This is a genomic window from Rhizobium skierniewicense (assembly GCF_014196515.1).
Taxonomy (GTDB): Bacteria; Pseudomonadota; Alphaproteobacteria; order Rhizobiales; family Rhizobiaceae; genus Agrobacterium; species Agrobacterium skierniewicense.
Window position 1 is genome coordinate 21,663 of the sequence record NZ_JACIDV010000015.1, and the last position, 23,189, is coordinate 44,851.

Below are 23,189 nucleotides of genomic sequence, written 5' to 3' on the forward strand. Positions count from 1 at the left end.
TTTCTCCACTGAGGAGGCCTTTCTGCTTCAAGCACCTCGGAGATATTGTATGTGTGTGTTCCATATCAAAGGCGGACCCGCATCACCGGGTCCGCTCTCGGTTTTATCGATTCAGCGTGCGCCCGCCATCGACCACGATTTCTGTTCCGATCGTCCATGCGGATTCATCGGATGCCAGATAGACGACAGCTTTGGCGACCTCGGACGCGGTACCGAAGCGTCCAGCAGGGATCGTAGCGGCGATCTCGGTGTTTACCTGTTCTCTGTAGGCGTCTGGAATGCCAAGCTTATCGTAGAGCGGCGTTTCCACTGGGCCGGGGCTGACTGCATTGATGCGGATGCCACGCGGCAGGAGTTCGGACGAGAGCGTCTTCGACAGGTTGAGGAAGGCCGCTTTGGTTGCGCCGTAAACGGAGGAGTTGACGGCGCCGATATGCGCGTTGACCGAGGTATTGAGTACCACCGAGGCGGGTTGGGCGAAGACTGGCAGCAAAGCCTGAATCAGAAAGTAGGGGCCACGAACGTTGATAGCGAACGACTGATTGAAGGCTTCCTCGGTCCAGGATTCGATTGGCTGCCAGACCGAGACGCCGGCATTGAGGAAGGCGACGTCCAACTGTCCATAATGTTCCTTTACCGCAAGCGCGAGTTCGCGTTGCGCCTCGACACTTGCGCTGTCGGCCCTCAGGACAAGAACCTCTGAGCCGAGTGCTGACTTTGCTTTTTCGATGGATTCCGGGTTGTTGCCGGTCACGATGACGCGGGCGCCTTCGTTGAGAAACTGCTTTGCGGTTTTGAGGCCAATGCCTGAAGTGCCGCCGGTGATCAAGGTACGCTTTCCATTAAGACGTGTCATAAAAGATGCCCGTTTTTGAGATTCCAATCTCGACCTACGGCGGCATATTTTCTCAGTCGCCTTCCGTGTCGATGACTGTCTCAATAGACGGGATGCGGGGCTTTAGCCCCGCCCAATAAGCTCAAAGTATTGCCCAATTATCTCAGCATTCCGTCAAGCTGAACTCTTGGGACTATCAGCAGCCCGCTCCTGCTTCAGCGAAGCTTCCCGTAATCTGCAACGAGAACTAAGCTGGGCTGCTCATCGAATGCCGAAGCTGACGCATGTCGCGAACGGGGGGCGCACCGAATTGTCTCAGATACTCTCGGCTGAACTGAGAGGCACTCTCATAACCAACTGCGAAGGCCACGTCAGATGCGCTGTGATCGCCCGCGAGCAATAGCTGGCGTGCCTGTTGCAGCCGGAGCTGCTTCTGGTACTGGACCGGGCTGAGGCTCGTCAGTGCCACGAAATGCCTGTGCAGGCTGGCGCGGCTCATACCGCTGACCTCACACAACGCCTCAATTCGTAACCGCTTGTTCTGATGGTCGCGGATCCATTCCACGGCACGGCGAATCCGACCAAGCGCGCCTTCAGGCTGCGCGATATGGCGAAGGAGTCGTCCCTGCGGTCCCTGGAGGAGACGATAGAGCAATTCGCGCTCCGCCATTGATGCCAGGACAGGTATGTCGCTCGGGGTATCGAGCAAAGAAAGCAGGCGCAGCAGCGTGTCGCGGAGTGGTGGTGTCATCGAATTGATGGCGATCCCGATGCCCGGCGCTTCGGCATCGCGGATCGGCGGCATGTCGGCAGCTATTTGTGACAAGAGCGCCGGGTCCAGGACCAGTGACGCCGAGATATAGGGACGCCCGTCATCGGCGTTGTGGATCTGGCCGCTTAAAGGAAGATCCAGGGCGCTGACGAGGTATTGCGCCGAGTCGTAGCGCAGCAAGTTGTCCTGGATCGCCACATCCTTCGATCCCTGCAGGATGAAGCAGATCATGGATCGGTAGAGACATGGCGATGTGCCGGAGGTCACTTGTCCGACCCCGATCTCCAGGCGTGGGATCAAAGTGGTCGTTATACCAGGTCGCGCATGCCGCAGGGCAATATCGATGTGAGGTTGAAGATGCTCGGTCATGACCTCTGTATGTCACCGATTTCACAGTAAGAAAAGTCCCTGAGACAATCGGGCAAGAGATTGAGAGCATTGGGCGGGCGGGCGTCCTGATCGTCGGGCTTCCTGAACTCGGACTGTTGGACAAAGGGCAAATCGCAAAGCTCGTCGGCGTCGCACCGATGAATCGCGACAGCGGACTGATGCGCGGAAAACGGATGATCGTAGGCGGGAGAAAACCGGTAAGGGATGCGCTTTACATGGCAGCACTACCGGCAATACGGTTCGATCCAAACATGAAAGCCGTGTTTGACCAACTGAAAGTCAAAGGCAAACCCGGAAAGGTTGCTCTCGTCGCGGTCATGCGCAGGATGATCATAATCCTCAATGCAAGAATGCGGGATTATCGAGCAACGGAAGCCATCGCCCTCGGATGTCAACGGGTGTGGCAGCGCAATGAGACCCTTCCGGTATGCTGTGACGGCAAACCGAAAAAGCTCTGATGGGTCGTCGCTGGACATCACCTTTACGGGCGTTGGCAGAATTTTACCGGCCGATACGTCGATCACCTGAGATATCCCTTTCAGTGAAGACGGCAGACTCTCAAGGCCTGCCGTCAGATGCATTACGCCACATCGGGAAGGCCATCGAGCAGCTTCTCGAGCGTGATAGGATAATGGCGAACCCTAACACCGCTTGCGTTATGGATAGCATTGGCTATCGCTGCCGAGACACCGCACAAGCCGAGTTCGCCGATACCCTTTGCCTTCATCGGCGAGGACATCGGATCGGTCTCGTCCATGAAGATTACCTCCTGGTGAGGCACATCGGCGTGAACAGCGACTTCATAACCGGCTAGATCATGGTTGACGAAGAAGCCGCGGCGCGTATCGACAGCAAGCTCTTCCGACAGTGCACCGCCCACGCCCATGGTCATCGCACCGATGACCTGGCTGCGCGCCGTGACCGGGTTGAGGATACGGCCCGCAGCACAGACCGCCAGCATCCGGCGGATCCTGGTCTCGCCCGTTGCGACATCCACGCCGACTTCGACGAAATGCGCGCCGAATGTGGATTGCTGATGCGTTTCTGTCAGGTTACCCCACTGCATCGTGTCCTCGGCCAAAAGGCCTTCGGGACCTGCGGCCTCGGCAAGCGATACGGAGCGGTTGCCGGACAGAACCTGACCGTTCTCGAAGACCACGTCCTCGGAATTGAAGCCAAGCTTCTGCGCGATGGCGTCGCGCAGCTTCACACAGGCGGCGTAGACCCCGGACGTCGAAGAATTGGCGCCAAACTGTCCACCAGAACCAGCCGAGACCGGAAAGCGGGAATCGCCCAGTTGCACACCCACCTTGTCGATGGTGACGCCCATCATTTCCGCCGCCGTCTGCGCAATGATGGTGTAACTGCCTGTTCCAATATCTGTCATGTCGGTCTCGACCGTGACGATGCCCTGATCGTCAAGCCGGACCCGTGCACCGGATGGCAGTACCATATTGTTGCGGAAGGCAGCGGCGACACCCATGCCAATCAGCCAGTTGCCTTCGCGCCGCGATCCGGGCGCGCCGCGTTTGCCCCAACCGAAGCGCTCGGCGCCAAGCTTCAGACAACCGACAAGGTCACGATGGGAAAAGGGCCGCTCGGGGTTTTCGGGATCGACCTGCGTATCATTGATGATCCTGAACGCGATCGGATCGATGCCGAGCTTTTCCGCCATCTCATCCATTGCGACTTCGAGAGCCATGAGACCCGGCGCTTCGCCCGGTGCCCGCATGGCATTGCCTTCGGGCAGATCGAGCGTTGCCAACCGCATCGCGGTCATGCGGTTTTCGCCGGCATAAAGCAGCCGGGTTTGCAGCACAGCCGCCTCCAACTGCCCGCCCGCCTGGTCACCCGACCAGCTTTCGTGCCCGATGGCAGTAATTCTGCCATCGCTCTGTGCACCAATGCGCACGCGCTGGATTGTCGCTGGCCGATGGGTCGTATTGTTGATGACAAACGGTCGCGGTAGAGCGACTTTAACAGGCCGTTTGGCAGCCTTTGCACCAAAGGCGGCAAGAACAGCATCAGCGCGCAGGAACAGCTTGCCGCCGAAACCGCCACCGATGAACGGCGACATCAGATGGATTTTTTCCTTGTTGATATCGAGCGTTGTCGCAAGGTCGGAGCGCAACCAGTCGATCATCTGGCTCGATGTCCAAAGGGACAGATCGTCACCATCCCAGGCAGCGATGGATGCGTGCGGCTCCATCATGGCGTGGGACTGGTCGGGCGTGGTGTAGGTTTCTTCGCAGGTAACGGGGGCCGCCTTGAAGGCGGCGTCGAAGTCGCCGGCACTGGAATCGGGATCGCCCGTTTCGGGTTTGGTCGCCGTATCCATGGCCTTGCCCAGCGCAAAGCTCCCCTGCTCCTCGCTATAATCAACCTGGACAAGAGCCGCTGCGGCGCGCGCCTGCTCGAACGTCTCGGCGACGACGACTGCTATCGCCTGATGATAATGCTGAATCTGACGCCCGCCGAAGAGCCTGACCGTGTTGAACTTACCCTTAGCTCGCTCCCCGACATCGAGGGCAGTGACCACGGCCAGAACGCCCGGCGCCTTTCTGGCCATGCTCGTATCGATGGACTTGATAGACCCCTTCGCTATCGCCGAACCGACAGGGTAGCCGTAGGCATAGCGCGTTTTGGGATCATGCCACTCGTAGGCGTACATTGCTTGGCCGGTCGTCTTGAGCTGGCCGTCGATGCGAAGAATTGGCTGGCCGACAACCTTCAACCGGTCGATTGGATTGGTGCCTGCTGGTTTATCGAACTGCATGGTTAGCTCCTTGCTTGGGCTATGACCGCACTCAGGGCGCGTTCGACCAGTTTGACCTTGAAGCGATTATGTTCGGTCGGCTTTGCATCCGCAAACAGCACAGCCGATGTTGGCGCAGCTCCCCTTTGCAGCTCAGCATCTGCTTCGTCGATGCGCCATGGCTTGTGGGCAACGCCCCCAACCGCGACGCGCCCGGTACCGTCTGGCTGGATAACGGCGCCTACCGAAACGATGGCAAAGGCGTAGGATGCCCGATCGCGGACCTTGCGGTAGATATGCTGTCCACCCAGCGGCTTGGGAAGGACGACAGCGGTGACAAATTCGCCACGCTCCAGACTGGTCTCGATATGTGGCGTTTCGCCTGGCAGGCGGTGAAGTTCAGCGATAGGTATGACGTTTCGTCTGCCATCCGGCTTGACGGTTTCCACGACGGCATCGAGAACCCGCATGGCGATTGCCATGTCGCTTGGATGGGTCGCGATGCAGGCATCACTGGTGCCAACGACCGCATGGAGGCGGCTGAAACCGCCGATGGCTGAACAGCCACTGCCGGGCTGGCGCTTGTTGCATGGCTGGTTGGTATCGTAAAAATACGGACAGCGCGTCCGTTGCAGCAGGTTGCCGGCAGTGGTTGCCTTGTTGCGCAACTGTCCCGATGCCCCGGCCAGAAGAGCACGCGACAGAACCCCATAGTCGCGACGGACTGTTTCGTGAGCCGCCAGTTCTGTGTTGCGCACCAGCGCTCCGATGCGCAGGCCGCCCTCTGGGGTCGATTCGATCTTGTCCAGACCGAGGTTGTTCACGTCGATAAGATGCGTGGGGACCTCGATTTCAAGCTTCATCAGGTCGAGCAGGTTCGTACCACCAGCAATGAACCGGGCCTGTGGATTAGAAGCTGCGGCCTTGACGGCGATGTCGACGGATGCGGCGCGCTCGTATGTAAAGGCCTTCATGCTTTTGTCCCCGCAGCTTCGACGATAGCATCAATAATGTTGGAATAGGCGCCGCACCGACAGATGTTGCCGCTCATGCGCTCGCGAATTTCTTCGGGCGTAATGCTCACCTGTGCGGTCAAATCGCTCGTGACGTGGCTTGGAATATTAGCCTTGAACTCCTCCAGCAAGGCTACGGAGGAACAGATTTGGCCGGGGGTGCAGTACCCGCACTGGAAACCGTCGTGCTTGACGAAGGTGGCCTGCATGGGATGCAGCTCGCCCGGCTTTCCAAGTCCCTCGATCGTGACCACGTTGTCACCTTCATGCATCACCGTCAGCGTGAGGCAGGCGTTAATACGCCGACCGTCAACCATCACGGTACAGGCACCGCATTGCCCGTGGTCGCATCCTTTCTTCGTTCCCGTAAGATGAAGGTGCTCGCGCAGCGCATCGAGTAACGTCGTTCGGTTGTCGACGTCGAGGGTCCTGCTCTCGCCATTGATGGTCATGGAAACCTTCGATGTGAGTTTTTCACCCTCAGGTGGCGACTGCGCGATGGCGTCCCCGGCCACACCCGTCATCGCAACTGTTGCGGCTGAGGATATGAGCAGGTTTCGACGCGATATCTCAAGTTGAATGGGGCTTTGCATATGCGGCTCCGCTTCGCTTTCGGTTTGTCGGGCGCGGAGGAACCACGCCATACTACAAAGTAATGGCGCCTGCGAAAATGATTAGGTGGTGTTATCCGCTTGGACTTATCGCTCCCCGACATAAATGTTCGCCGTAGAGTGGGATCCATTGATGTTGGAAATCCATAAGTCCATGCAGCATACTCGGGCTAATCCCGGATAACCGATTGACATATGGTGCACGATGGTTCGACAAGCCTGAAAACCAATTCCGTTCTGTCAAAGCTTGTTCGCCCGCGCTGGTTTGCGAAAGGAACGGACGGCTGGAACAAGATGGTTGAAAAACGCCCCGAATTCGACGTTGCCGAAACGACCGCCATTGCGCTGCGCAAGGCCGAGCGTGCAGGCTTCCGGTTCGCCGTATTGGGCCGCACCGTGGCCGTTATGGCGCTCGCGATCAGCTTCTTGCTCAGTTACTATTACCCCATCAATCTGGGAATTTTCGGCATAACCACGCTTATCGCTCTCGGTGGGCTGACGTCGCTTGCGGCGGTCGCCACACGCTATGAGAAACCTGCCAGATTTGCACTGTTCACCTTCGATGCTTCAGCCGTGACGGTCTTGCTTGCATTCGTGCCCTTGAGCAGCGGCGGAGACATACCCCAGAACCTCGTCTTCCTGACAAGCTCGGTGCAGCATTACTATCTGATCGTTGCAGCCGCCGTTCTAACACTTTCACCTCCGCTCGTTCTGTGGACGGGAGCGTGGGCAGCGGGCGGACTTCTCTTCGCAACATGGTGGATCATATCCGGAATGGCGCAGGTTGTGACCTACGCCAACCTTCCCATTTCTCCAACGCGGGATGTCTATCTCAACACCGTGCTCAACCCTGACTTTCTTGGTCTTGCGTCAAGGGTTCAGGAGACACTGATGATCCTTCTGGTTACCGCCATTGCGGCGCTGGCGGTTCACAGAGCAAGACTGGTTGTGAGCGAACACGCCGAGGCCAGAGCGAGTGAGCGGCGCGTTCAAAAGATCTTTGGCCGCTACGTTCCGGCCCCCGTGCTTCGCGAGCTCCTCGATGAAGGGCACCTGGTTCCCCAGACAAGGCTGGCGACGCTTTTGTTTGTCGACATCAAGGGATTTACCAGCCTTTCCGCGGGATTGCCGCCCTTGAGACTGGTTCGTTTTCTGAACGCCTTCTTCAGCGCCGTCACGGATATCGCCGACCAACATGGCGGTGTCGTCGTGACCTATATCGGCGACGCCGTGCTGATATCGTTCAATGCGCCACTTCCGGCTTCAGACCATGCCGAGCGCGCCCTCGCCGCATCTCGGGACATCTTGAAAGCAACGCAGGATCAACAGTTCGATGGGATTTATATCAGCATAAGGATCGGAGTTGCCACCGGGCTGGTCGCCGCAGGGACGATGGGTGCTGATGATCGCCAGACTTACACGGTATACGGAGACGCGGTCAATCTGGCGCAGAGGCTTCAGGAGTTGAACAAACAGACAAAGACAGACTGCCTGATCTGTGAAGCGACCGCACGCCAGGCTGGACATCATCGCGCCCTGTTGAGCCTTGGGGCTCATCCGATCCGCAATCTGCGTTCACCGGTCGAAGTCTTCACGTTCTCAGATGCCTCCTTGAAGTGACACGCTCGGGTCTATGAACCGTGCTCGACGCCCGCGGGACCGTTCAAGCCCTTAAAGCATCGACCACCACCCTGAACGCGGGCGAGTTTTGCCGCCTGCTGGGGTAGAACAGATAGTAGCCTGTAAACATGGGAGACCAGTCATCCAGGATCTGTATCAATTGCCCCGATGCTCGCTCTTTTTCAACGAGGCTTTCCGGCACATAGGCGATTCCATATCCGGCAACTGCGGCATTAATCATCGTGTATGACGAATTGAACGTCAGTTGTCCCTCGACGCGCACGCGGACTTCTCTGCCGTCCTTTTCGAACTCCCAGGCATAAAGACCGCCCGATCGCGATTGTCGGTGATTGATGCAATCGTGACCGACCAGTTCTTGTGGCGTCGAGGGCGTTGTCCGGGCCTCCAGATACCGGGGAGAGGCGACCGCGACCAACCGCCAGTCTGGACTGATGCGAACGGCGATCATGTCCTTGTCCAGGCTCTCACCCAGGCGAACGCCCGCATCGAACTTTTCTTCAACGATATTGCGAAAACCGTTGTCGCTGTTCAGCTCGACCTTGATGTCGGGAAACTCGTGCAGCACGGATCGCAGTTTAGGCCACACGACGCTCTCAAGTGCATGGTCGGAAAGTGTTATCCTGACCGAACCAGACGGTTTGTCCCGGATCTCCATCAGCGCATCGATCTCGGTTTCGATTTCCTCGATGCGCGGGGCCAGTGATCGGATCAATCGCTCACCTGCCTCCGTTGGAACCACACTGCGGGTCGTTCGGGTCAAAAGACGGAGGCCCATCCGCGCTTCAAGTTTTTTGATCGTGTGGCTGATCGTGGACTGCGACGTACCGAGTTTCGCTGCCGCCTTTGTGAAGCTTCGCTCCTCCGCGACCGCCAGGAACCACAGCATGTCATTGAGATCTTCCCGCTTCATGGTCGCCTCTGTCCTTTGATTAATGTCATAAGTCGATAAGTCCAAGTGAATTGCAACGACTAATCTTCGAACTGGTCGCGGCATATATTGCCGCCATGACACATCAAGCTTTCAGATCATTCGAATGCAACGACATTGACCAAGACGTTGCGATGCCGGTGGCGCAGACCACGCATGGGCACAAGGCCGCATGGGGCGCTGTCTTTTCAATGGCCTTGTGCGTGGCCGTCTTGATTGCTTCCGAGTTCATGCCGGTGAGCCTCCTGTCACCGATTGCTACCGAGCTGGGCGTGACGGAAGGTCGTGCCGGCCAGGCGATCTCGATCTCCGGCGTTTTTGCTGTCCTGACCAGCATTTTCGTCGCGGGCCTGGTGCGTCGTTTGGACAGGCGTCTGGTTCTTGCCGCGTTCTCGTTGATGCTGGTTCTCTCGGGAACGATCGTCACCTTCGCTCCGAACTATCTCGTGTTGATGGTCGGGCGCGCCATGCTCGGTATCGCCATTGGCGGCTTCTGGTCCATGTCGACCTCGATTGTCATGCAGCTGGTACCGGAAGAGTCCGTTCCCAAGGGCCTTGCCATGCTCAACGCCGGCAATGCCATTGCAGCCACCATCTCAGCACCGCTGGGAAGCCTGCTCGGCAGCTATATCGGCTGGCGCGGCGCATTCTTTGCCGTCGTCCCTCTGGCACTTGTCGCCCTTGTCTGGCAGTGGATCAGCCTGCCATCGCTTCCTCCCCGGCGCCACGAGGGCTCGTCAAATGTCTTCAGGCTACTCTCCCGGCCTCAGGTTGCGATCGGCATGGTCGCAATCATGCTGCTCTTCATGGGTCAATTCGCCCTGTTTACATATCTGCGCCCATTCCTGGAGACCGTCACCTCGGTCTCGATATCGACACTCTCGCTCCTGCTTCTGTTGATGGGTCTGGCAGGCGTCGCCGGAACCACAATCGTCAGCCACCTGCTGCACAAACACCTCTTCCTCATTCTGGGCACGATCCCTCTCATCATGGCGATCCTTGCCGTGGGACTGATCGTGTTCGGATCGTCCCCAATCATAACGGCCGCACTTCTCATTGGCTGGGGCCTGTTCAGCACGGCCGCTCCCGTCGGCTGGGGCACCTGGCTCAGCCGCACGATGCCTGAGGATGCGGAGGCAGGCGGCGGGCTACAAGTCGCAACCATCCAGCTTGCGATTACGCTGGGCGCTTCGATCGGAGGCGTGCTGTTTGATGGCTATGGATGGTGGATCGCTTTCCTCTTCGCGGCAGCGCTGCTTGTCGGCTCGTTCCTGCTCTCCATCGCCGCATCGCGTTTCTCGACACGCCCATGAACCGTCACGGCGTTCTTTCCATGCCATGCACCCAAGTGAAATCCAGCTCATCGCCAGTCAAGGAAACATGCAGATGATCAACCAAGATCAAGACGACACAATAACGCAAAATACCGCCATCCACCGCCGCAGCCTGCTCAAGATGACAGGCGCTGGCGTCGCTGCGCTCGGGGCGATGTCCATTTTCGACGCAACACTTGCAAAGGCTCAAGACATGTCCAACGGCGCCTCCAATTTCTACACCAGCGACAAGGTGACACTGCAGAAGGTCACATTCAAAACCCAGTATCAGACAAATGTCGCTGGCAATCTTTTCCTACCCAAGACCCTCGACCAGGCGTCGAAGAACCCGACGATCATCGTTGGCCACCCAATGGGTGCGGTCAAGGAACAGAGCGCCAATCTCTACGCCACCAAGATGGCCGAACAGGGTTTTGTCGCGATGTCCATCGATCTGCCCTTCTGGGGCGAAAGCGAAGGACAATCGCGCAATCTGGTTTCGCCTGAAGCCTATGCCGAGGCCTTCAGCGCCGGCGTCGATTTCCTCGGCTCGCATCCCTTCGTCGACCGCGCCAATATCGGCGCCATCGGTGTGTGCGGCAGCGGCAGCTTCGTCATCAGCGCCGCCAAGATCGATCCGCGGATCAAGGCCATCGCGACCGTCAGCATGTACGATATGGGCGCGGCCTTCCGCAATGCACTGAACAAGTCCCAGACCGTCGAGCAGCGCAAGCAGTTTATCGCAACGGCGGCCGAACAGCGCTGGGCAGAGGCTGACGGCGCAGATATCCAGTACATCGGAGGCACCACACTCGAACTGACCGCCGATACCGACCCGATCCAGCGCGAGTTCTATGACTTCTACCGCACGCCTCGCGGTGAGTTCACGCCTGCGGGCGTCGCCAGAGAAACAACGACGAAGCCGACGCTCAGCAGCGCTGTCAAATTCATGAACTTCTATCCGTTCAACGATATCGAGACGATCGCGCGCCCGATGCTGTTCATCTCGGGTGACAAGGCCCATTCGAAGGAATTCAGCCAGGACGCCTACAACCGGGCCGCCGAGCCGAAGGAACTGGTTTGGGTCAAGGGCGCCGGTCACGTCGATCTCTACGACCGCGTCGATCTTATCCCGTTCGATCGGATTGCCCAATTCTTCGGACAGCATCTGGCGTAGGCCAAGCCATCGCGTGAGGTGGCTAGTTGCAGCGGGGTTTGCGCTGCCACTGCGCCGTAGGGGCTACGTTCACGACGGCCCCATACTCCATGACAATAATTAAAGGATACCCAGATGAAGAACATTGCCGCAAGCATTGCCATCTCGGCTCTTGCCACAACAGGAGTGGAAGCCCAGGAAGAGCGCAAAAGGGTTGCTCCTCCAGCCGTCTATACGGTCGCACCGGGGCTTGGCCATTTCACGGATGACGTCCTGTTCGGTGAAGTTTGGGTACGAACCGACCTCGCGCCTCGCGACCGTAGCCTCGTCACCCTCTCGGCAATTGTGTCTACCGGGAAAAACGAGCAGATCGCTGCACATGTGAGCCGCGCCCTGGATAACGACGTGAAGCCCGGCGAGATCGGTGAGCTCATCACGCATCTCGCGTTCTACTCGGGATGGCCGAATGCAATCTCAGCCGTCACAGAAATAAAGAAGGTTTTCAACGAGCGCCAGATCGCACCTTTGAACAACAGCGAAGCGACACGCATTGAATTGGAAGCCGCAGCCGAGGCCACTCGAAAAGCGACGGTCGATGCCGCCGTTGCGCCGACAGCGGCGGCACTAGCTGACCTGACCAACCGTGTGCTGTTCGGAGACTTGTGGCAGCGGCCAGATCTTTCAGCCCGAGACCGGAGCCTCGTGACGATGGCCGCTCTGATCGCTGTTGGCCAGCCGGAGCAATTACCGTTCCATGCCAATCGCGCGATGGATAACGGCTTGACGCGGCCGGAAGCTTCCGAAGTCCTGACACATGTTGCATTCTACTCTGGCTGGCCGAGAGCCATGTCCGCAGTACCTGTCCTCAAACAGGTTTTTGAAAACAGAAAAGGAATTCAAGTGAGCGCTCCACAGGCAAACATCTCGATCACTCCCGCAGGCGCCGGTGCCGCGCCAGCTCCTGCTGAGTATTTCACGGGCAGCGTCCGTATCTCGGGCCGTTATCAAGCCGAAGCTCCCGCGCGCATCGGCGGGGCCACGGTTTCCTTCTCGGCTGGTGCTCGCACTGCTTGGCACACACATCCTCTCGGGCAAACCCTGTTCATCGTCAGCGGGCGCGGCTGGGTGCAGAAGGAAGGTGAGCCAGTTCAGCAGGTCGGGCCTGGAGACGTCGTCTGGATCCCACCGCTGATCCGGCATTGGCATGGCGCCTCAGCGAGTGAACCGATGAGCCATTTCGCCGTAGCCGAAGCGCTCGACGGAAGCGCTGTCACCTGGATGGAGAAGGTATCCGACGAGGACTACGGCAAGGGTGCCGCAGAGTAAAAGCAAGACTATGGGCTGCAGGGGTGGGTGACCACTCCACGCCTTCAATGCAAACCGAAACGGAGACGATCACGTGCCCAAGACAATATTGGCCTCAGCTATCGTCGTACTGGGATTGACGGGACCTGCCATGGCTCAAGAAAGCATCCGGATTTCCGCAGCGTGGGGCGACGTCACCGCCACTCTCGCCGATAACGAAGCAGCCAGATCGCTGGCGCGCATGCTGCCATTGACGATCGAGATGTCCGACCATCTCCGCCAAGAAAAAACGGGAAACCTGCCCTCCGCCCTGCCGGAGCTTACGCGGCAGCGAGATTTCTCGGTCGGTACGCTTGGCCTGTGGAGTGCCGATCATTTCGTGATCTATTATCGCAGCGGCCGCGTTCCCTCTCCGGGCATTATCATCCTCGGGCAGGTAACGGGGGACGTTTCCATCTTCGACCGCCCAGGATCTGTCACCGTAACCTTGGAAAAGGCACAGTAAGATATCTCCGGCATTGGCTTCGTTCGAAGCGTCTGCCGATCAGGGCCGTGCACTGCGAACTGAGAGCCGCAGTCCTTCAAATCTGGAAGGAAATCGCACGCCTATAGGCCGCATGCGCAGAAACCGACAAGCAAGATTGTTGATCGGTGTCAGTTAAGTTTACGGTGCCTTTACGCTTGCTGCGGCGTTTGCTCCTGAGCGAATTTTTTCGGTGTTGGACGCACGCTAACTGTCGCCACCGACCTTTCTTCGGTCCACGACACCGTTCCAGCGAATATTTCACGTACCTTCACGAAGTCGTGAAACCTTTCTGCGCGTTGATCGTTCAGCGCCCATGAAAAACAATGAAGTAGAACTGAAACCGGTCCATGGTGCCGACGAAACTGGTACCGAGGCCGCCTCCCCGCCAATAGATCATGACAATGGTGACGAACTTCCTCCAGAGGAAGCGGAACCCGCGGGCTTGACGCCAGCAGAGGCTGAGGAGGCCCGTCGAAAGTACCTTCTGAAACGGTTCTGGATCAGTGCCCGCGGTTTCTGGAGCCGGCGTGGCGATAAGCTGTCATGGCTTTTTACGCTGGGACTGCTGGCTATGATCGGGATCAATGTCGGCTTCCAATACGGGATCAACATCTGGAACCGAGGCATATTCGATGCGATCGAAAAACGCGATGCGTCGACTGTTTATTCCCTCGCCTCCATATTCCCGTTTCTTGTTCTCGGAAGTGTTTTTATCGTCACCTCGCAGGTCTATGTCAGAATGCGCATTCAGCGGCGCTGGCGCTCCTGGCTGACCAATGTGCTGGTTGGCAGATGGATTGCAAACGGCCGCTACTACCAGCTCAATTTGATTGATGGCGATCACCAAAATCCCGAGGCAAGGCTCTCGGACGATATGCGCATCGCCACCGAGGCGCCGGTCGATTTCGTGTCCGGTGTCATCGCCGCATTCCTGTCCGCCTCAACCTTCATCGTCGTCCTGTGGACGATTGGTGGGGCGCTAACGCTCTCTATCGGCGGTGTCTGGGTGACCATTCCCGGCTTCCTGGTCATAGCGGCGGTCATTTACGCGGCAATTACGTCCACCTCCATCGCCTTTATTGCCCGAAACTTCGTCAAGGTTTCCGAAGTCAAGAACCAGGTTGAAGCGGAATTCCGCTACACGCTGACACGCGTCAGGGAAAATGGCGAGAGCATTGCCCTGCTTGGCGGCGAAGAGGAGGAGCGCAGCGATCTCGAAAAAAGGTTTGGCAATGTCCGGCGGCAGTGGCGCCTCATGGCGCAGCAATATATGCGCACCACGGTCGTCTCCAACGGTTCAATGCTGATCGCCCCAGTCGTGCCGCTTTTGCTGTGTGCACCGAAGTTTCTCGATGGCAGCATGTCGCTCGGCGAAGTCATGCAGGCAGCGTCCGCATTCACTATCGTCCAGTCCGCGTTTGGCTGGCTGGTCGACAACTATCCGCGCCTGGCCGATTGGAACGCCTGCGCAAGACGCGTTGCTTCCCTGATGATGTCACTTGATGGCCTTGAACGGGCTGAAAAAAGCGACACGTTCGGCCGCATCGTGCGCGGCGAGACCGAAGGTGAGACCATGCTCAGCCTCAAGGACGTGTCCGTGTCGCTGGGAGATGGAACCGCCGTGGTAAAAGAGACGGATGTCGAAATCGGCGCGGGAGAGAGAGTTTTGGTGTCAGGGGAATCCGGCTCTGGCAAAAGCACGTTGGTTCGAGCCATTTCCGGCCTCTGGCCCTGGGGCGGCGGCAGCGTGAATTTCCGGGCAGGCAGCCAATTGTTCATGCTGCCGCAACGACCATACATTCCATCCGGGACGCTTCGCCGCGCGGTGTCTTATCCGCAACCGGCGGACAGCTGGACGGCGGAAGAGATCGGCGCCGCTCTGGACAAGGTCGGCCTCGCCCAACTCAAGGACAAGATCGAGGACGATGCACCTTGGGACCAGACATTGTCAGGCGGTGAAAAGCAGCGGCTTACCTTTGCACGTCTGCTGCTCAACGCCCCCGATATCATCGTGATGGACGAGGCGACCGCAGCGCTGGACGAAAAAAGTCAAGACAAGATGATGCAGACTGTTATCGATGAGCTACCCGACGCCACAATTATTAGCGTGGCCCATCGTGCCGAGCTGGAAGCCTTTCACAGCCGCAAGATTACACTGGAGCGCCGGGACGGTGGCGCAAAGCTGGTGAGTGATATCGAGCTTATACCAAGAAAATCGAGGAAAAGATCGATGCTTCGGCGGATGGTGAAGCGGAGGTAATTTCGCACGCCGGTAACCTGCGAATCCGGCAAGGGAATGTTTGTCCAGATCAGCTCGATTGCGATCGCAGGTCCCACAAGATAGAGGCGCCGATCTGATCATGGTCTGGCTCGGGAGCACCGAACCTCCTGAAAGCTCACAGCGAGAGCGCTTCCTTGCGCGAAACCCAGGCGGCAGCGGCATCCACCGATTTGAACTCGATCATTGATCGTGATGACACCGAGAGCAGGCGGTCTTTCGCCATCGAGGAGAGATCGCCGCCAGGAAGGAGTTCCAGCAATGTCGTGCATCCGGCCTCCTTCAAACTTTCCATGCACCCCTGCCAGTCGATACGCGTTTCCAACTGCGCCGAAAGCCGCTGCACCGCCATGTCGCGAGAGCGAACTGATGTGCCATCGATACCTGCCAGAACCGCTGCGGTCGGGCTCTTGAACTCTGTGTTCCCCAAAGCCTTTGCAAAAGCCGCGACAGCGGGATGCATCAGTGGCGTATGCGACGCGATCTTTACGGGAAGAGGCGTGACATGGGCACCACGCCGTTCAGCGTCCGCCGTTGTGGATCCCATGTTTCGAAGAGGACCCGCTAACACGAAGCGGTCGTCGCCATTGCGTATGGCGATGTAGACTGCGTTGCTTTCGCAGATTGGTGCCAGCGTCGTTTCGCGCAAGCCACGGATGGCAATCATCCCGCTCGGTTCGGCACAGACGGCATCCATCAGCCTGGCCCTGAGGCTCGCCAGTCGAATGGTGTCTGCCGCGCTGATCGAACCGGCGCAGCCATAGGCCGCGAGTTCACCAATGCTGTAGCCGGCGAAATAAGAGGGCTCTGGTATGGAGGGTTTAATCGCATTGAAGGCAGCGAGCTCCACGGCGCAGATCAACGGCTGCGCGATGGCGTTGTCATGCAGCCTGCCCTCGCTCAGGACGGCATCGACCGTTGACCCCATGATCTGATAAAAGGCATCAAACACGACGGCCGCTTCGGGTGCGGCTCGCAAGCGGTCGATCACATCGGGTGCCTGGGCGCTCTGACCGGGGCAGAGGATGCCGAGCGTCACGACATAGCCTCCAGATCATGCAGGAAAAGAGTGCAGGAGAGGAGATCGGCCGCTCCGCCGGGTGAAATCCGGCGCGTGCAGAAAATACGGTGCAGGTCGGTTGCTCTCGCCAGATGGTCCGGCGCGAACACGCCGCCGATCGAAAGAAAAGCCCGCGCCTGCCCCTGCGCATAATCCAGGCCGTCACGACCGGCTCTGTGCAATATGTTGGTGTCATTCAGCACAGCCATGATCGCGAAGAACGTTTGAAGCGCCGCACAGTTGCGGGTGGCTCCTTTGATCAACGCGTCCTGGAAGGCGGGCAGCGCGACGTCACGAAGAACCGCGTAGCCTGAGGCAGCCTGCTGGCGCGCACCACCACCGCCATGCCGGGCAAGCGCGCGAGACCCATGGGAATCGACAGGCTCATCCATTAAAATGTCTCTGCCCCACAGGTTGGCTACGTTCATGCAGACAGCATTGGCATCAAGCAGCAGCCTGTTTGAAACGTGATAGCCAGCAGCCGCAGACAGCAGGCCAAGATTGAAGATCGCTCCGCGATGCGTATTGACCCCGCTTGTCGCCACCATCATTCGATGCTCGGCACCGCGTCCAAGTCTCCGAAGCTCTGAGAATTCGCTCGATGCACCGCCAGCCGACGCTATCTGCGGGAAATAGCATCTCAGAGAAAACAGGCTGCGCATGAAGGTTGCCATGGTCATGTCGTCATGGGCACCATTGTCGATGGGACTGACCAGGCCGGGCTTGGGATAAAGCGCGAGTTCCGTGTAAAGCGCACGAACGGCCAACCTGCCGATGGTGCGGCTGATATCGCGCGGACCGAAGCTTTGTTGGTCTGCAAGAGGCTGTGATATCGTGTTCATGTGGCCCTCTCTGCGACACTCTCCAGAGCGGCGAGTGGCACGAGTTGCGGGCCGCCGTGCTGCTTGACCAGAATATGCTCCGGTTGCCCGGCATATTCGCGCAGATTGACGCCCGCGCCGCTCGTCAGCACCAACTCGCCGTCAAGTCGCGGCATGCTTTCAATAGCCAGAAGTGCTTGAATGACAACACGTGCATCCACCTGAACAGGCGTCGAAACCAGAATATCCAGGTCCGAGGTCGGTCGCAAATGGTCTTCACCCGACAGATGCGACCATGCCAGAGATCCGAAGACGGACAGGTCCAGCTCATGCTGTTCCACCACCTTCAAGATCGCGTCGATCGTTGGCTTCCAGGACGGTGGCGCACTGGCAGCGGCATCATTGAGCCGAACCGCAGGCAAAATGTCATCGATGGCATTCGTCTGCACGCGAAGTCCGAAACGTTGCTTTTGGGGTGTGGACAAGCCAAGGCGCACCGTTTTTACCTCATCGCCAGCCGCAGAGGAGGCCACGACCAGCGGGCGGCCCGCATCAATCCAGTCGAAGAGCCTATCACCACCCGCCATGCCGCAGGCAGAGATATCCGCACCGTCGCGCCATGAACGCTTTAACGTGACGAAGCGATGCCTGTCAGGCCGCGTCATGCCGCACCCGTTGAGACACGGCGCGGGCAAGTGTGCGCCCTTTGCGCTGTTCGCCATAGTCGCGGCGGGCATCGCTGTTGGGGTCCTGCTTTTCTTCCAGCGCATTCACAAGGGCTGCCGCGAGATCGCCATCCCAGATCGCGCGCACCGCGCCCATGGCGACATAATTGGCAACGCCGGGTGCAAAGACCGCGCTGTCTTTCGACAGTTCCTCCAACCGCTCGACAGGAATTTTCGTGACACGCGACATGGCGGGAAGGTTCATGACGCGGACCTCTGCTTCCGGAAGGGCGTAACACACATCCGCCAGAAGGCTGGAGGACAGGAAACCGGCGCTGACCGCTTCACCATAGACGAGCCCGATGATGCGGTGTCCACGCCTGCGCGCCACATCGATGGTTTTGGCCAGATGGGCGATATAGCCATTGAGGCCGAGCAACTCATCACGTCGGGCCATCTTCTGCCCGGCGGTATCCACCAAAAGCAGGATCGGGCTTCCCGGACGTTCCTTCATCACGCGGATGACGTCCGCTGCCATGCGCATGGCAAGATCGATACCGATGTGCGCCTTTTCACGCGTGCCGATAACCGATACGAGGTCGTAACCGGCCTTTGCCACGCCGGCGAAAAAGAGGCCTTCGGAGGCAATATCGTGTCCCTGCGGAAACAGCCTGTCGAACAGTGCTTCGGGCGTGATCATGCGCTTCTCCTCCCATCGACGGCTTGGTGAAATTCCTCTGTCGTCATCAACGGAATTCGCTCTGAATCGGCAATCTGAAGTGCCGACCAGATGTCGTTCGCATCTTGCACCTTGCCAAAACGCCTCAGGCGCGCGGCAAGAGCTTCATGCTCCGCCTCGATGGCGTCGAGATCGAGGGTTTTCTCCTGGACAAGAAGCGCAATCGCCGCGTTGCGAAATGCATTCATGTCATCTGGCACCAGCTCTGCGGTTTCACCCAGGATATAGCGATGCTTGCCACCCACCGTGCGCCAGACCAGAGCCTTGTCGGATGCATCGAACTCCTCGACACCCATTGTCGTCTCAATCACTTCAGGCCCGGAAAGACCAAGTCGGCCTTCTTCCGACATGATGATGGACGAGCAAAGCCGGGAGGCAATGCCCATGCCGCCAAAGACGCCGTAGCGCCCGCCATCCAGCACGATCACCGGAATGCCTGCCGCGCGCAGATTGAGGATTGCGCGCATGATTTCGGAAACAGCGATCAGTCCTGCATTGGCCTCATGCAGGCGCACGCCGCCGGACTCCAGCAACAGCAGCACGGCGTTTGGTTTTTCATCCAGTCCGCGCTCCAAGAGGCCGGTGATCTTGGCGCCATGAACCTCACCCACAGCACCACCCATGAAGGCACCTTCCTGGGCGGCGAGCAGTACCGCCTTGCCGTCCAACGTGGCCTTGCCCACGGCCACACCATCATCAAAAGCGGCAGGAGAACCCAAGACACGCAGATGGGGACTGGTCACCCGGTCCTCTGGCGGAAGAAATTCGAAAAAACTGCCCGGGTCGATCAAACCTTCGATCCGGTCACGCGCGGTTGCCTCATACCAGCTCTTGCTCATGAGATCGCCTCGCTGCTTCTGCCTAAGTATGCGTGAAGCGCCTGATCCAGCCGCAGCGCGACAACGGCAGGTGTCGCGCCAGCGTCGTTGATGGACACCTTCACGTCACCGATCTTCCACCGATCGAACACATCCGACAGCACCGCCTGCCAGATTGTGCCGAAACCGACCGCTGCCGTCTCGACTTCTACCCGGCATTTGCCGCAGAGGTCGCAGGCCTCAACGAGAACCTCCAGATTTCCGGAGCCGAGAACGCCTGACAGGATGGGCTTGTTGCGTGCCGCCAGAACGGTGCCGCCCTCGAATTCATATTCCAGTTTTTCCATTTTAGAACCTCACCAGTTCCTGAAACGCGCAGGCGGGCGATAAAGACCACCTGACGCATGCACGAGATCTTTCATCGATTTGGCGGCCAGCAGGTCGCGACTTGCCAGTGAAACATCGACACCGAGATCGGCTGGCCGCTTTATGATCCCGCGGTCACGCAGATTTTCCACCATCCGCTTGTCACGACCAAGACCGACCGTCGTATAGCCGGCTACGCCGCGAATGGCCTGCTCGCGCTCTTCCGGCGTGCGGCACAAAAGCAGATTTGCAATTCCTTCTTCGGTCAAAACATGCGTGACATCGTCGCCGTAGATCATCACTGGCGGCAGATCGAGACCCGCGGATTCGGCCAATTGCCATGCATCCAGCTTTTCGACGAAGGCAGGCGCCATATGCTCGCGAAACGTTTCCACCATCTGCACAACGAGCTTGCGACCACGCGGTATGCCGCCTGTGGATGCCTCTTTGCCTGCCTTCAGCCAGGCTCTGGAGCCATGCCTGCGGCCCCGCGCATCCGAGCCCATATTGGGTGCACCACCAAAACCGGCGATACGGCCAAGCGTGGCGGTGGAGCTGTTGCCCTCCAGATCGATCTGAAGTGTCGATCCGATGAACATGTCGCAGGCATAAAGGCCCGCGGTCTGGCTCATTGCCCGGTTTGAGCGCATCGAACCATCGCGTCCGGTGAAGAACACATCGGACCGGGCACGAATATAGTCTTCCATCCCCAGTTCCGAACCAAAGGAATGCACGCTTTCGACAAAACCCGCCTCGATGGCCGGGATCAACGCCGGGTGGGGGTTAAGCGCCCAATGGGTGGCAATCTTGCCCTTCAGCCCCAAACTTTCGGCATAGGTCGGCAGGATGAGCTCGATGGCCGCAGTATCGAAGCCGATGCCATGGTTCAACCGTGTCACGCCATATTCGGCATAGATACCCTTGATGGCCATCATCGCCATCAGCACCTGAATTTCGGAAATCTGCGCCGGATCGCGGGTGAAGAGCGGCTCGATATAATGCGGCTTCGGACTTTGAACGACGAAATCCACCCAGTCGGTCGGAATATCGACGCGCGGCAAGACGTCCACGATCTCGTTGACCTGAGCGATAACGATCCCCTGCCGAAACGCCGTTGCCTCTACGATGACAGGCGTGTCTTCGGTATTGCCGCCCGTATAGAGATTGCCTGCACGGTCGGCCATTTGCGCGCATATCAGGCTCACACGCGGCGTCAGATCGGTGAAGTAGCGGCCGAAGAGTTCAAGATATGTATGGATCGCGCCAATGCGCAACTGACCGGCGCTCAACAAACGGGCGAGACGTGCCGCCTGCGGCCCTGAAAAGGAAAAGTCCAGCTTGGACGCTACGCCCTTTTCGAACACATCGAGATGGTCCGGCAGCGCCAGTACGGATTGCACGATATGCAGGTCATGAACCACCTGCGGGTTCACGTTCGCCAGAGCCTTCGCCAGAAAATTAGCTTGTTTCTGATTATTTCCTTCAATGCAGAGCCGGTCACCCGGCTCGATCACCGCTTCCAACAGCGCGGTAATGGCATCTGCTTTGACCACCTTGCCGCTGACAAGCTGTGCGGCTCGCTCCAGTCGGGTTGCGCGGTTCGTCGCGAGTCTATTCCACATGAATGCGCCTCCACTGCATTTACGTGTATATGTATTCTCAAGACAAAATTATATCAACTTATAAACTCATTATTGCGTATTTTGATTTTTTGCGCATACATAAGCGCATGGGTTGTGCGGGAAACCGCACAGGATGGAAAACGGCAGGAGGGTGCCGCTTCCACTGACACCTGGCTTTGGGAGGAGCTGTCATGTCATCAGAAGTCATTACAATACTTGGGCTCGCCGTCATGTTCATCGTGGCGACCGCGTTGCCAATCAATATGGGAGCGCTGGGTTTCGCGCTCTCGTTCATCATCGGCACGCTCGTCGTCGGTATGAGCGTCAAGCAGATTTTCGAAGGTTTTCCGGGCGATCTTTTCGTCACGCTTGTCGGTATCACCTATCTCTTCGCCATCGCGCAGAACAATGGCACGGTGGACTGGCTGGTGCAGGCCTGCGTTCGTGCCGTACGGGGTCGTATATCGGCCATTCCGTGGGTGATGTTTTTCGTTTCGGCACTTTTGACGGCGATCGGCGCTGTCAGCCCGGCCGCCGTTGCCATCATCGCGCCGATTGCCCTGCGTTTCTCGGCCAAATACGGTATCAATCCGCTGCTCATGGGCATCATGGTCATCCATGGCGCACAAGGCGGGGGTTTCTCGCCGATCAGCATTTACGGTGGCATCACCAACCAGGTTGTGGCGCGTGCAGGTCTTCCGGGGGATGAGACCGTTCTCTTCCTCGCAAGTCTCGGCTTCAACCTGTTGATTGCCGTTTGTGCTTTCTTCGTTCTCGGTCGAAAATCGAAGGCGGCGGCGGGTAGCCTTGGCAGTGGCAATGTCTTCATGCCCGGCGTGTCGGTGGATGTGCGCGGCAGCGGTGGACACATGGCGGTTGATCCACGTCAGCGTGAAACTGAACTGACCGAAGTCACGACCACGGGCAAGCTGGACCTCGAGCAGGCGTTGACGCTGGCGGGCCTTGCCGCGCTAGCCACGCTTTCCCTGGTCTTCAGCCTCAATGTCGGTCTGGTCGCCATGTGCGTGGCCGTGGTTTTGGCTCTGGTCTGCCCGCGCGGTCAAAAAGGTGCTGTGGACAAGATCGCGTGGTCCACCGTGCTGCTGATCGCAGGCGTCATCACGTATATCGGCGTGCTCGAAAAGTCCGGCGCCATCGCCTTTGTCGGCAACGGCGTGTCCAGCCTTGCCATGCCGCTACTTGCCGCATTGCTGCTGTGTTACATTGGTGGCATCGTCTCGGCATTCGCCTCGTCTGTCGGTGTCATGGGGGCGATGATCCCGCTTGCGGTCCCCATGCTGATGCAGGGTGACCTCAGCACGCCGGGCATGATTGCGGCACTTGCGATTTCCGCGACCATCGTTGATGTCTCACCTTTTTCGACAAATGGTGCGCTTGTCGTCGCAAATGCCCAGAACATCGATCAGACGGCCTTCTTCCGCATTCTGCTGTTTTACAGCACGCTGGTCGTGGCGCTGGGTCCGCTGCTTGCATGGCTCGTCTTCGTGGCGCCAGGCTGGATCTGATAAGGCCCCTTCCCCATCCCCAGTCCATTGTTGTTTTGAAGCTTGAGGT

The 23,189-nt window shown here is 58.4% G+C and carries 20 protein-coding genes and 1 pseudogene; 8 read left to right on the forward strand and 13 right to left on the reverse strand.

Features of this window, described 5'->3' with window-relative positions; translation table 11 throughout:
* Positions 1-103: 103 nt before the first annotated feature.
* Both GGQ73_RS19770 and GGQ73_RS19775 read right to left on the reverse strand, forming a co-directional pair.
* On the reverse strand, positions 104-856 hold the full coding sequence (locus GGQ73_RS19770) for an SDR family oxidoreductase (RefSeq protein WP_183897550.1): 753 nt from the start codon (positions 854-856) through the stop codon (positions 104-106).
* Positions 857-1,082: 226 nt separating this feature from the next.
* Positions 1,083-1,976, reverse strand: coding sequence for an AraC family transcriptional regulator (locus GGQ73_RS19775; RefSeq protein ID WP_183897551.1), 894 nt, complete (start codon positions 1,974-1,976; stop codon positions 1,083-1,085).
* An 86-nt stretch (positions 1,977-2,062) separates the two neighbouring features.
* Here GGQ73_RS19775 and GGQ73_RS19780 point away from each other — a divergent pair.
* Positions 2,063-2,368 (forward strand): annotated as a pseudogene (locus GGQ73_RS19780) (transposase); the annotation flags it as partial.
* Positions 2,369-2,577: 209 nt separating this feature from the next.
* Here the strand turns inward: GGQ73_RS19780 and paoC are convergent.
* From paoC to paoA, 3 genes are read right to left on the reverse strand one after another with little or no spacing between them, the layout of a single operon-like run.
* Positions 2,578-4,773, reverse strand: a complete 2,196-nt coding sequence (gene paoC / locus GGQ73_RS19785) for an aldehyde oxidoreductase molybdenum-binding subunit PaoC (protein WP_183897552.1) — start codon at positions 4,771-4,773, stop codon at positions 2,578-2,580.
* A gap of 2 nt (positions 4,774-4,775) precedes the next feature.
* Positions 4,776-5,726 carry an FAD binding domain-containing protein gene (locus GGQ73_RS19790; protein ID WP_183897553.1) on the reverse strand — a complete coding sequence of 317 codons (951 nt, stop codon included), beginning with the start codon at positions 5,724-5,726 and terminating at the stop codon, positions 4,776-4,778.
* The gene (paoA, locus tag GGQ73_RS19795; protein ID WP_183897554.1) at positions 5,723-6,358 is read right to left on the reverse strand and encodes an aldehyde dehydrogenase iron-sulfur subunit PaoA; all 636 of its coding nucleotides are present in this window, start codon (positions 6,356-6,358) and stop codon (positions 5,723-5,725) included. The genes GGQ73_RS19790 and paoA overlap by 4 nt, the downstream gene beginning before the upstream one ends.
* A gap of 213 nt (positions 6,359-6,571) precedes the next feature.
* Between paoA and GGQ73_RS19800 the strand changes: the two genes are divergently transcribed.
* A complete protein-coding gene (locus tag GGQ73_RS19800; RefSeq protein WP_234911041.1) occupies positions 6,572-7,996 on the forward strand; it encodes an adenylate/guanylate cyclase domain-containing protein in 1,425 nt (474 codons plus the stop codon).
* Positions 7,997-8,039: 43 nt separating this feature from the next.
* On the opposite strand, the gene GGQ73_RS19805 is transcribed toward GGQ73_RS19800, so the two are convergent.
* Positions 8,040-8,927, reverse strand: a complete 888-nt coding sequence (locus tag GGQ73_RS19805) for a LysR family transcriptional regulator (protein WP_183897555.1) — start codon at positions 8,925-8,927, stop codon at positions 8,040-8,042.
* A gap of 152 nt (positions 8,928-9,079) precedes the next feature.
* On the opposite strand from GGQ73_RS19805, the gene GGQ73_RS19810 reads away from it, so the two are divergent.
* From GGQ73_RS19810 to GGQ73_RS19830, 5 genes are all read left to right on the forward strand, one after another.
* Entirely contained in the window at positions 9,080-10,258 is a 1,179-nt protein-coding gene (locus GGQ73_RS19810) for an MFS transporter (RefSeq protein ID WP_234911042.1), read from the forward strand.
* 73 nt (positions 10,259-10,331) lie between these two features.
* On the forward strand, positions 10,332-11,435 hold the full coding sequence (locus GGQ73_RS19815) for an alpha/beta hydrolase (protein ID WP_210290185.1): 1,104 nt from the start codon (positions 10,332-10,334) through the stop codon (positions 11,433-11,435).
* A gap of 114 nt (positions 11,436-11,549) precedes the next feature.
* Positions 11,550-12,740 carry a (R)-mandelonitrile lyase gene (locus GGQ73_RS19820; protein WP_183897556.1) on the forward strand — a complete coding sequence of 397 codons (1,191 nt, stop codon included), beginning with the start codon at positions 11,550-11,552 and terminating at the stop codon, positions 12,738-12,740.
* Between the two features lie 73 nt (positions 12,741-12,813).
* Positions 12,814-13,224, forward strand: coding sequence for a cyclophilin-like fold protein (locus GGQ73_RS19825; RefSeq protein ID WP_183897557.1), 411 nt, complete (start codon positions 12,814-12,816; stop codon positions 13,222-13,224).
* A gap of 334 nt (positions 13,225-13,558) precedes the next feature.
* Positions 13,559-15,505: an ABC transporter ATP-binding protein/permease gene (locus tag GGQ73_RS19830; protein WP_183897558.1), complete on the forward strand. Its 1,947-nt coding sequence runs from the start codon at positions 13,559-13,561 to the stop codon at positions 15,503-15,505.
* 136 nt (positions 15,506-15,641) lie between these two features.
* Here the strand turns inward: GGQ73_RS19830 and GGQ73_RS19835 are convergent, their stop codons facing one another.
* From GGQ73_RS19835 to mdcA, 7 genes are read right to left on the reverse strand one after another with little or no spacing between them, the layout of a single operon-like run.
* Positions 15,642-16,562, reverse strand: a complete 921-nt coding sequence (locus tag GGQ73_RS19835; protein ID WP_183897559.1) for an ACP S-malonyltransferase — start codon at positions 16,560-16,562, stop codon at positions 15,642-15,644.
* On the reverse strand, positions 16,559-17,425 hold the full coding sequence (gene mdcB / locus GGQ73_RS19840; RefSeq protein ID WP_183897560.1) for a triphosphoribosyl-dephospho-CoA synthase MdcB: 867 nt from the start codon (positions 17,423-17,425) through the stop codon (positions 16,559-16,561). Before mdcB ends, GGQ73_RS19835 begins: the two co-directional genes overlap by 4 nt.
* Positions 17,422-18,069, reverse strand: a complete 648-nt coding sequence (gene mdcG / locus GGQ73_RS19845) for a malonate decarboxylase holo-[acyl-carrier-protein] synthase (RefSeq protein WP_183897561.1) — start codon at positions 18,067-18,069, stop codon at positions 17,422-17,424. Before mdcG ends, mdcB begins: the two co-directional genes overlap by 4 nt.
* Positions 18,056-18,769 carry a biotin-independent malonate decarboxylase subunit gamma gene (locus tag GGQ73_RS19850; protein ID WP_183897562.1) on the reverse strand — a complete coding sequence of 238 codons (714 nt, stop codon included), beginning with the start codon at positions 18,767-18,769 and terminating at the stop codon, positions 18,056-18,058. The genes mdcG and GGQ73_RS19850 overlap by 14 nt, the downstream gene beginning before the upstream one ends.
* Entirely contained in the window at positions 18,766-19,647 is an 882-nt protein-coding gene (locus GGQ73_RS19855; protein WP_183897563.1) for a biotin-independent malonate decarboxylase subunit beta, read from the reverse strand. The genes GGQ73_RS19850 and GGQ73_RS19855 overlap by 4 nt, the downstream gene beginning before the upstream one ends.
* On the reverse strand, positions 19,644-19,973 hold the full coding sequence (gene mdcC / locus GGQ73_RS19860) for a malonate decarboxylase acyl carrier protein (RefSeq protein ID WP_183897564.1): 330 nt from the start codon (positions 19,971-19,973) through the stop codon (positions 19,644-19,646). The genes GGQ73_RS19855 and mdcC overlap by 4 nt, the downstream gene beginning before the upstream one ends.
* A gap of 9 nt (positions 19,974-19,982) precedes the next feature.
* Positions 19,983-21,614 (reverse strand): malonate decarboxylase subunit alpha, encoded by a 1,632-nt coding sequence (mdcA, locus tag GGQ73_RS19865; protein ID WP_183897565.1) that lies wholly within the window; start codon positions 21,612-21,614, stop codon positions 19,983-19,985.
* 191 nt (positions 21,615-21,805) lie between these two features.
* On the opposite strand from mdcA, the gene GGQ73_RS19870 reads away from it, so the two are divergent.
* Positions 21,806-23,140 (forward strand): SLC13 family permease, encoded by a 1,335-nt coding sequence (locus tag GGQ73_RS19870; protein ID WP_183897566.1) that lies wholly within the window; start codon positions 21,806-21,808, stop codon positions 23,138-23,140.
* The last annotated feature ends 49 nt before the right edge of the window (positions 23,141-23,189 follow it).

What these genes read in the sequence shown, in the direction of transcription:
- paoC (WP_183897552.1), bottom strand. Translation starts at nt 4,773, where the DNA reads ATGCAGTTCGATAAACCAGCAGGCACCAATCCAATCGACCGGTTGAAG.
- GGQ73_RS19810 (WP_234911042.1), top strand. Translation starts at nt 9,080, where the DNA reads ATGCCGGTGGCGCAGACCACGCATGGGCACAAGGCCGCATGGGGCGCT.
- GGQ73_RS19775 (WP_183897551.1), bottom strand. Translation starts at nt 1,976, where the DNA reads ATGACCGAGCATCTTCAACCTCACATCGATATTGCCCTGCGGCATGCG.
- GGQ73_RS19830 (WP_183897558.1), top strand. Translation starts at nt 13,559, where the DNA reads ATGAAAAACAATGAAGTAGAACTGAAACCGGTCCATGGTGCCGACGAA.
- GGQ73_RS19820 (WP_183897556.1), top strand. Translation starts at nt 11,550, where the DNA reads ATGAAGAACATTGCCGCAAGCATTGCCATCTCGGCTCTTGCCACAACA.
- GGQ73_RS19790 (WP_183897553.1), bottom strand. Translation starts at nt 5,726, where the DNA reads ATGAAGGCCTTTACATACGAGCGCGCCGCATCCGTCGACATCGCCGTC.
- mdcC (WP_183897564.1), bottom strand. Translation starts at nt 19,973, where the DNA reads ATGGAAAAACTGGAATATGAATTCGAGGGCGGCACCGTTCTGGCGGCA.
- GGQ73_RS19855 (WP_183897563.1), bottom strand. Translation starts at nt 19,647, where the DNA reads ATGAGCAAGAGCTGGTATGAGGCAACCGCGCGTGACCGGATCGAAGGT.
- GGQ73_RS19870 (WP_183897566.1), top strand. Translation starts at nt 21,806, where the DNA reads ATGTCATCAGAAGTCATTACAATACTTGGGCTCGCCGTCATGTTCATC.
- GGQ73_RS19805 (WP_183897555.1), bottom strand. Translation starts at nt 8,927, where the DNA reads ATGAAGCGGGAAGATCTCAATGACATGCTGTGGTTCCTGGCGGTCGCG.
- GGQ73_RS19850 (WP_183897562.1), bottom strand. Translation starts at nt 18,769, where the DNA reads ATGATCACGCCCGAAGCACTGTTCGACAGGCTGTTTCCGCAGGGACAC.
- GGQ73_RS19800 (WP_234911041.1), top strand. Translation starts at nt 6,572, where the DNA reads ATGGTGCACGATGGTTCGACAAGCCTGAAAACCAATTCCGTTCTGTCA.
- mdcA (WP_183897565.1), bottom strand. Translation starts at nt 21,614, where the DNA reads ATGTGGAATAGACTCGCGACGAACCGCGCAACCCGACTGGAGCGAGCC.
- GGQ73_RS19770 (WP_183897550.1), bottom strand. Translation starts at nt 856, where the DNA reads ATGACACGTCTTAATGGAAAGCGTACCTTGATCACCGGCGGCACTTCA.
- GGQ73_RS19815 (WP_210290185.1), top strand. Translation starts at nt 10,332, where the DNA reads ATGATCAACCAAGATCAAGACGACACAATAACGCAAAATACCGCCATC.
- mdcB (WP_183897560.1), bottom strand. Translation starts at nt 17,425, where the DNA reads ATGAACACGATATCACAGCCTCTTGCAGACCAACAAAGCTTCGGTCCG.
- mdcG (WP_183897561.1), bottom strand. Translation starts at nt 18,069, where the DNA reads ATGACGCGGCCTGACAGGCATCGCTTCGTCACGTTAAAGCGTTCATGG.
- paoA (WP_183897554.1), bottom strand. Translation starts at nt 6,358, where the DNA reads ATGCAAAGCCCCATTCAACTTGAGATATCGCGTCGAAACCTGCTCATA.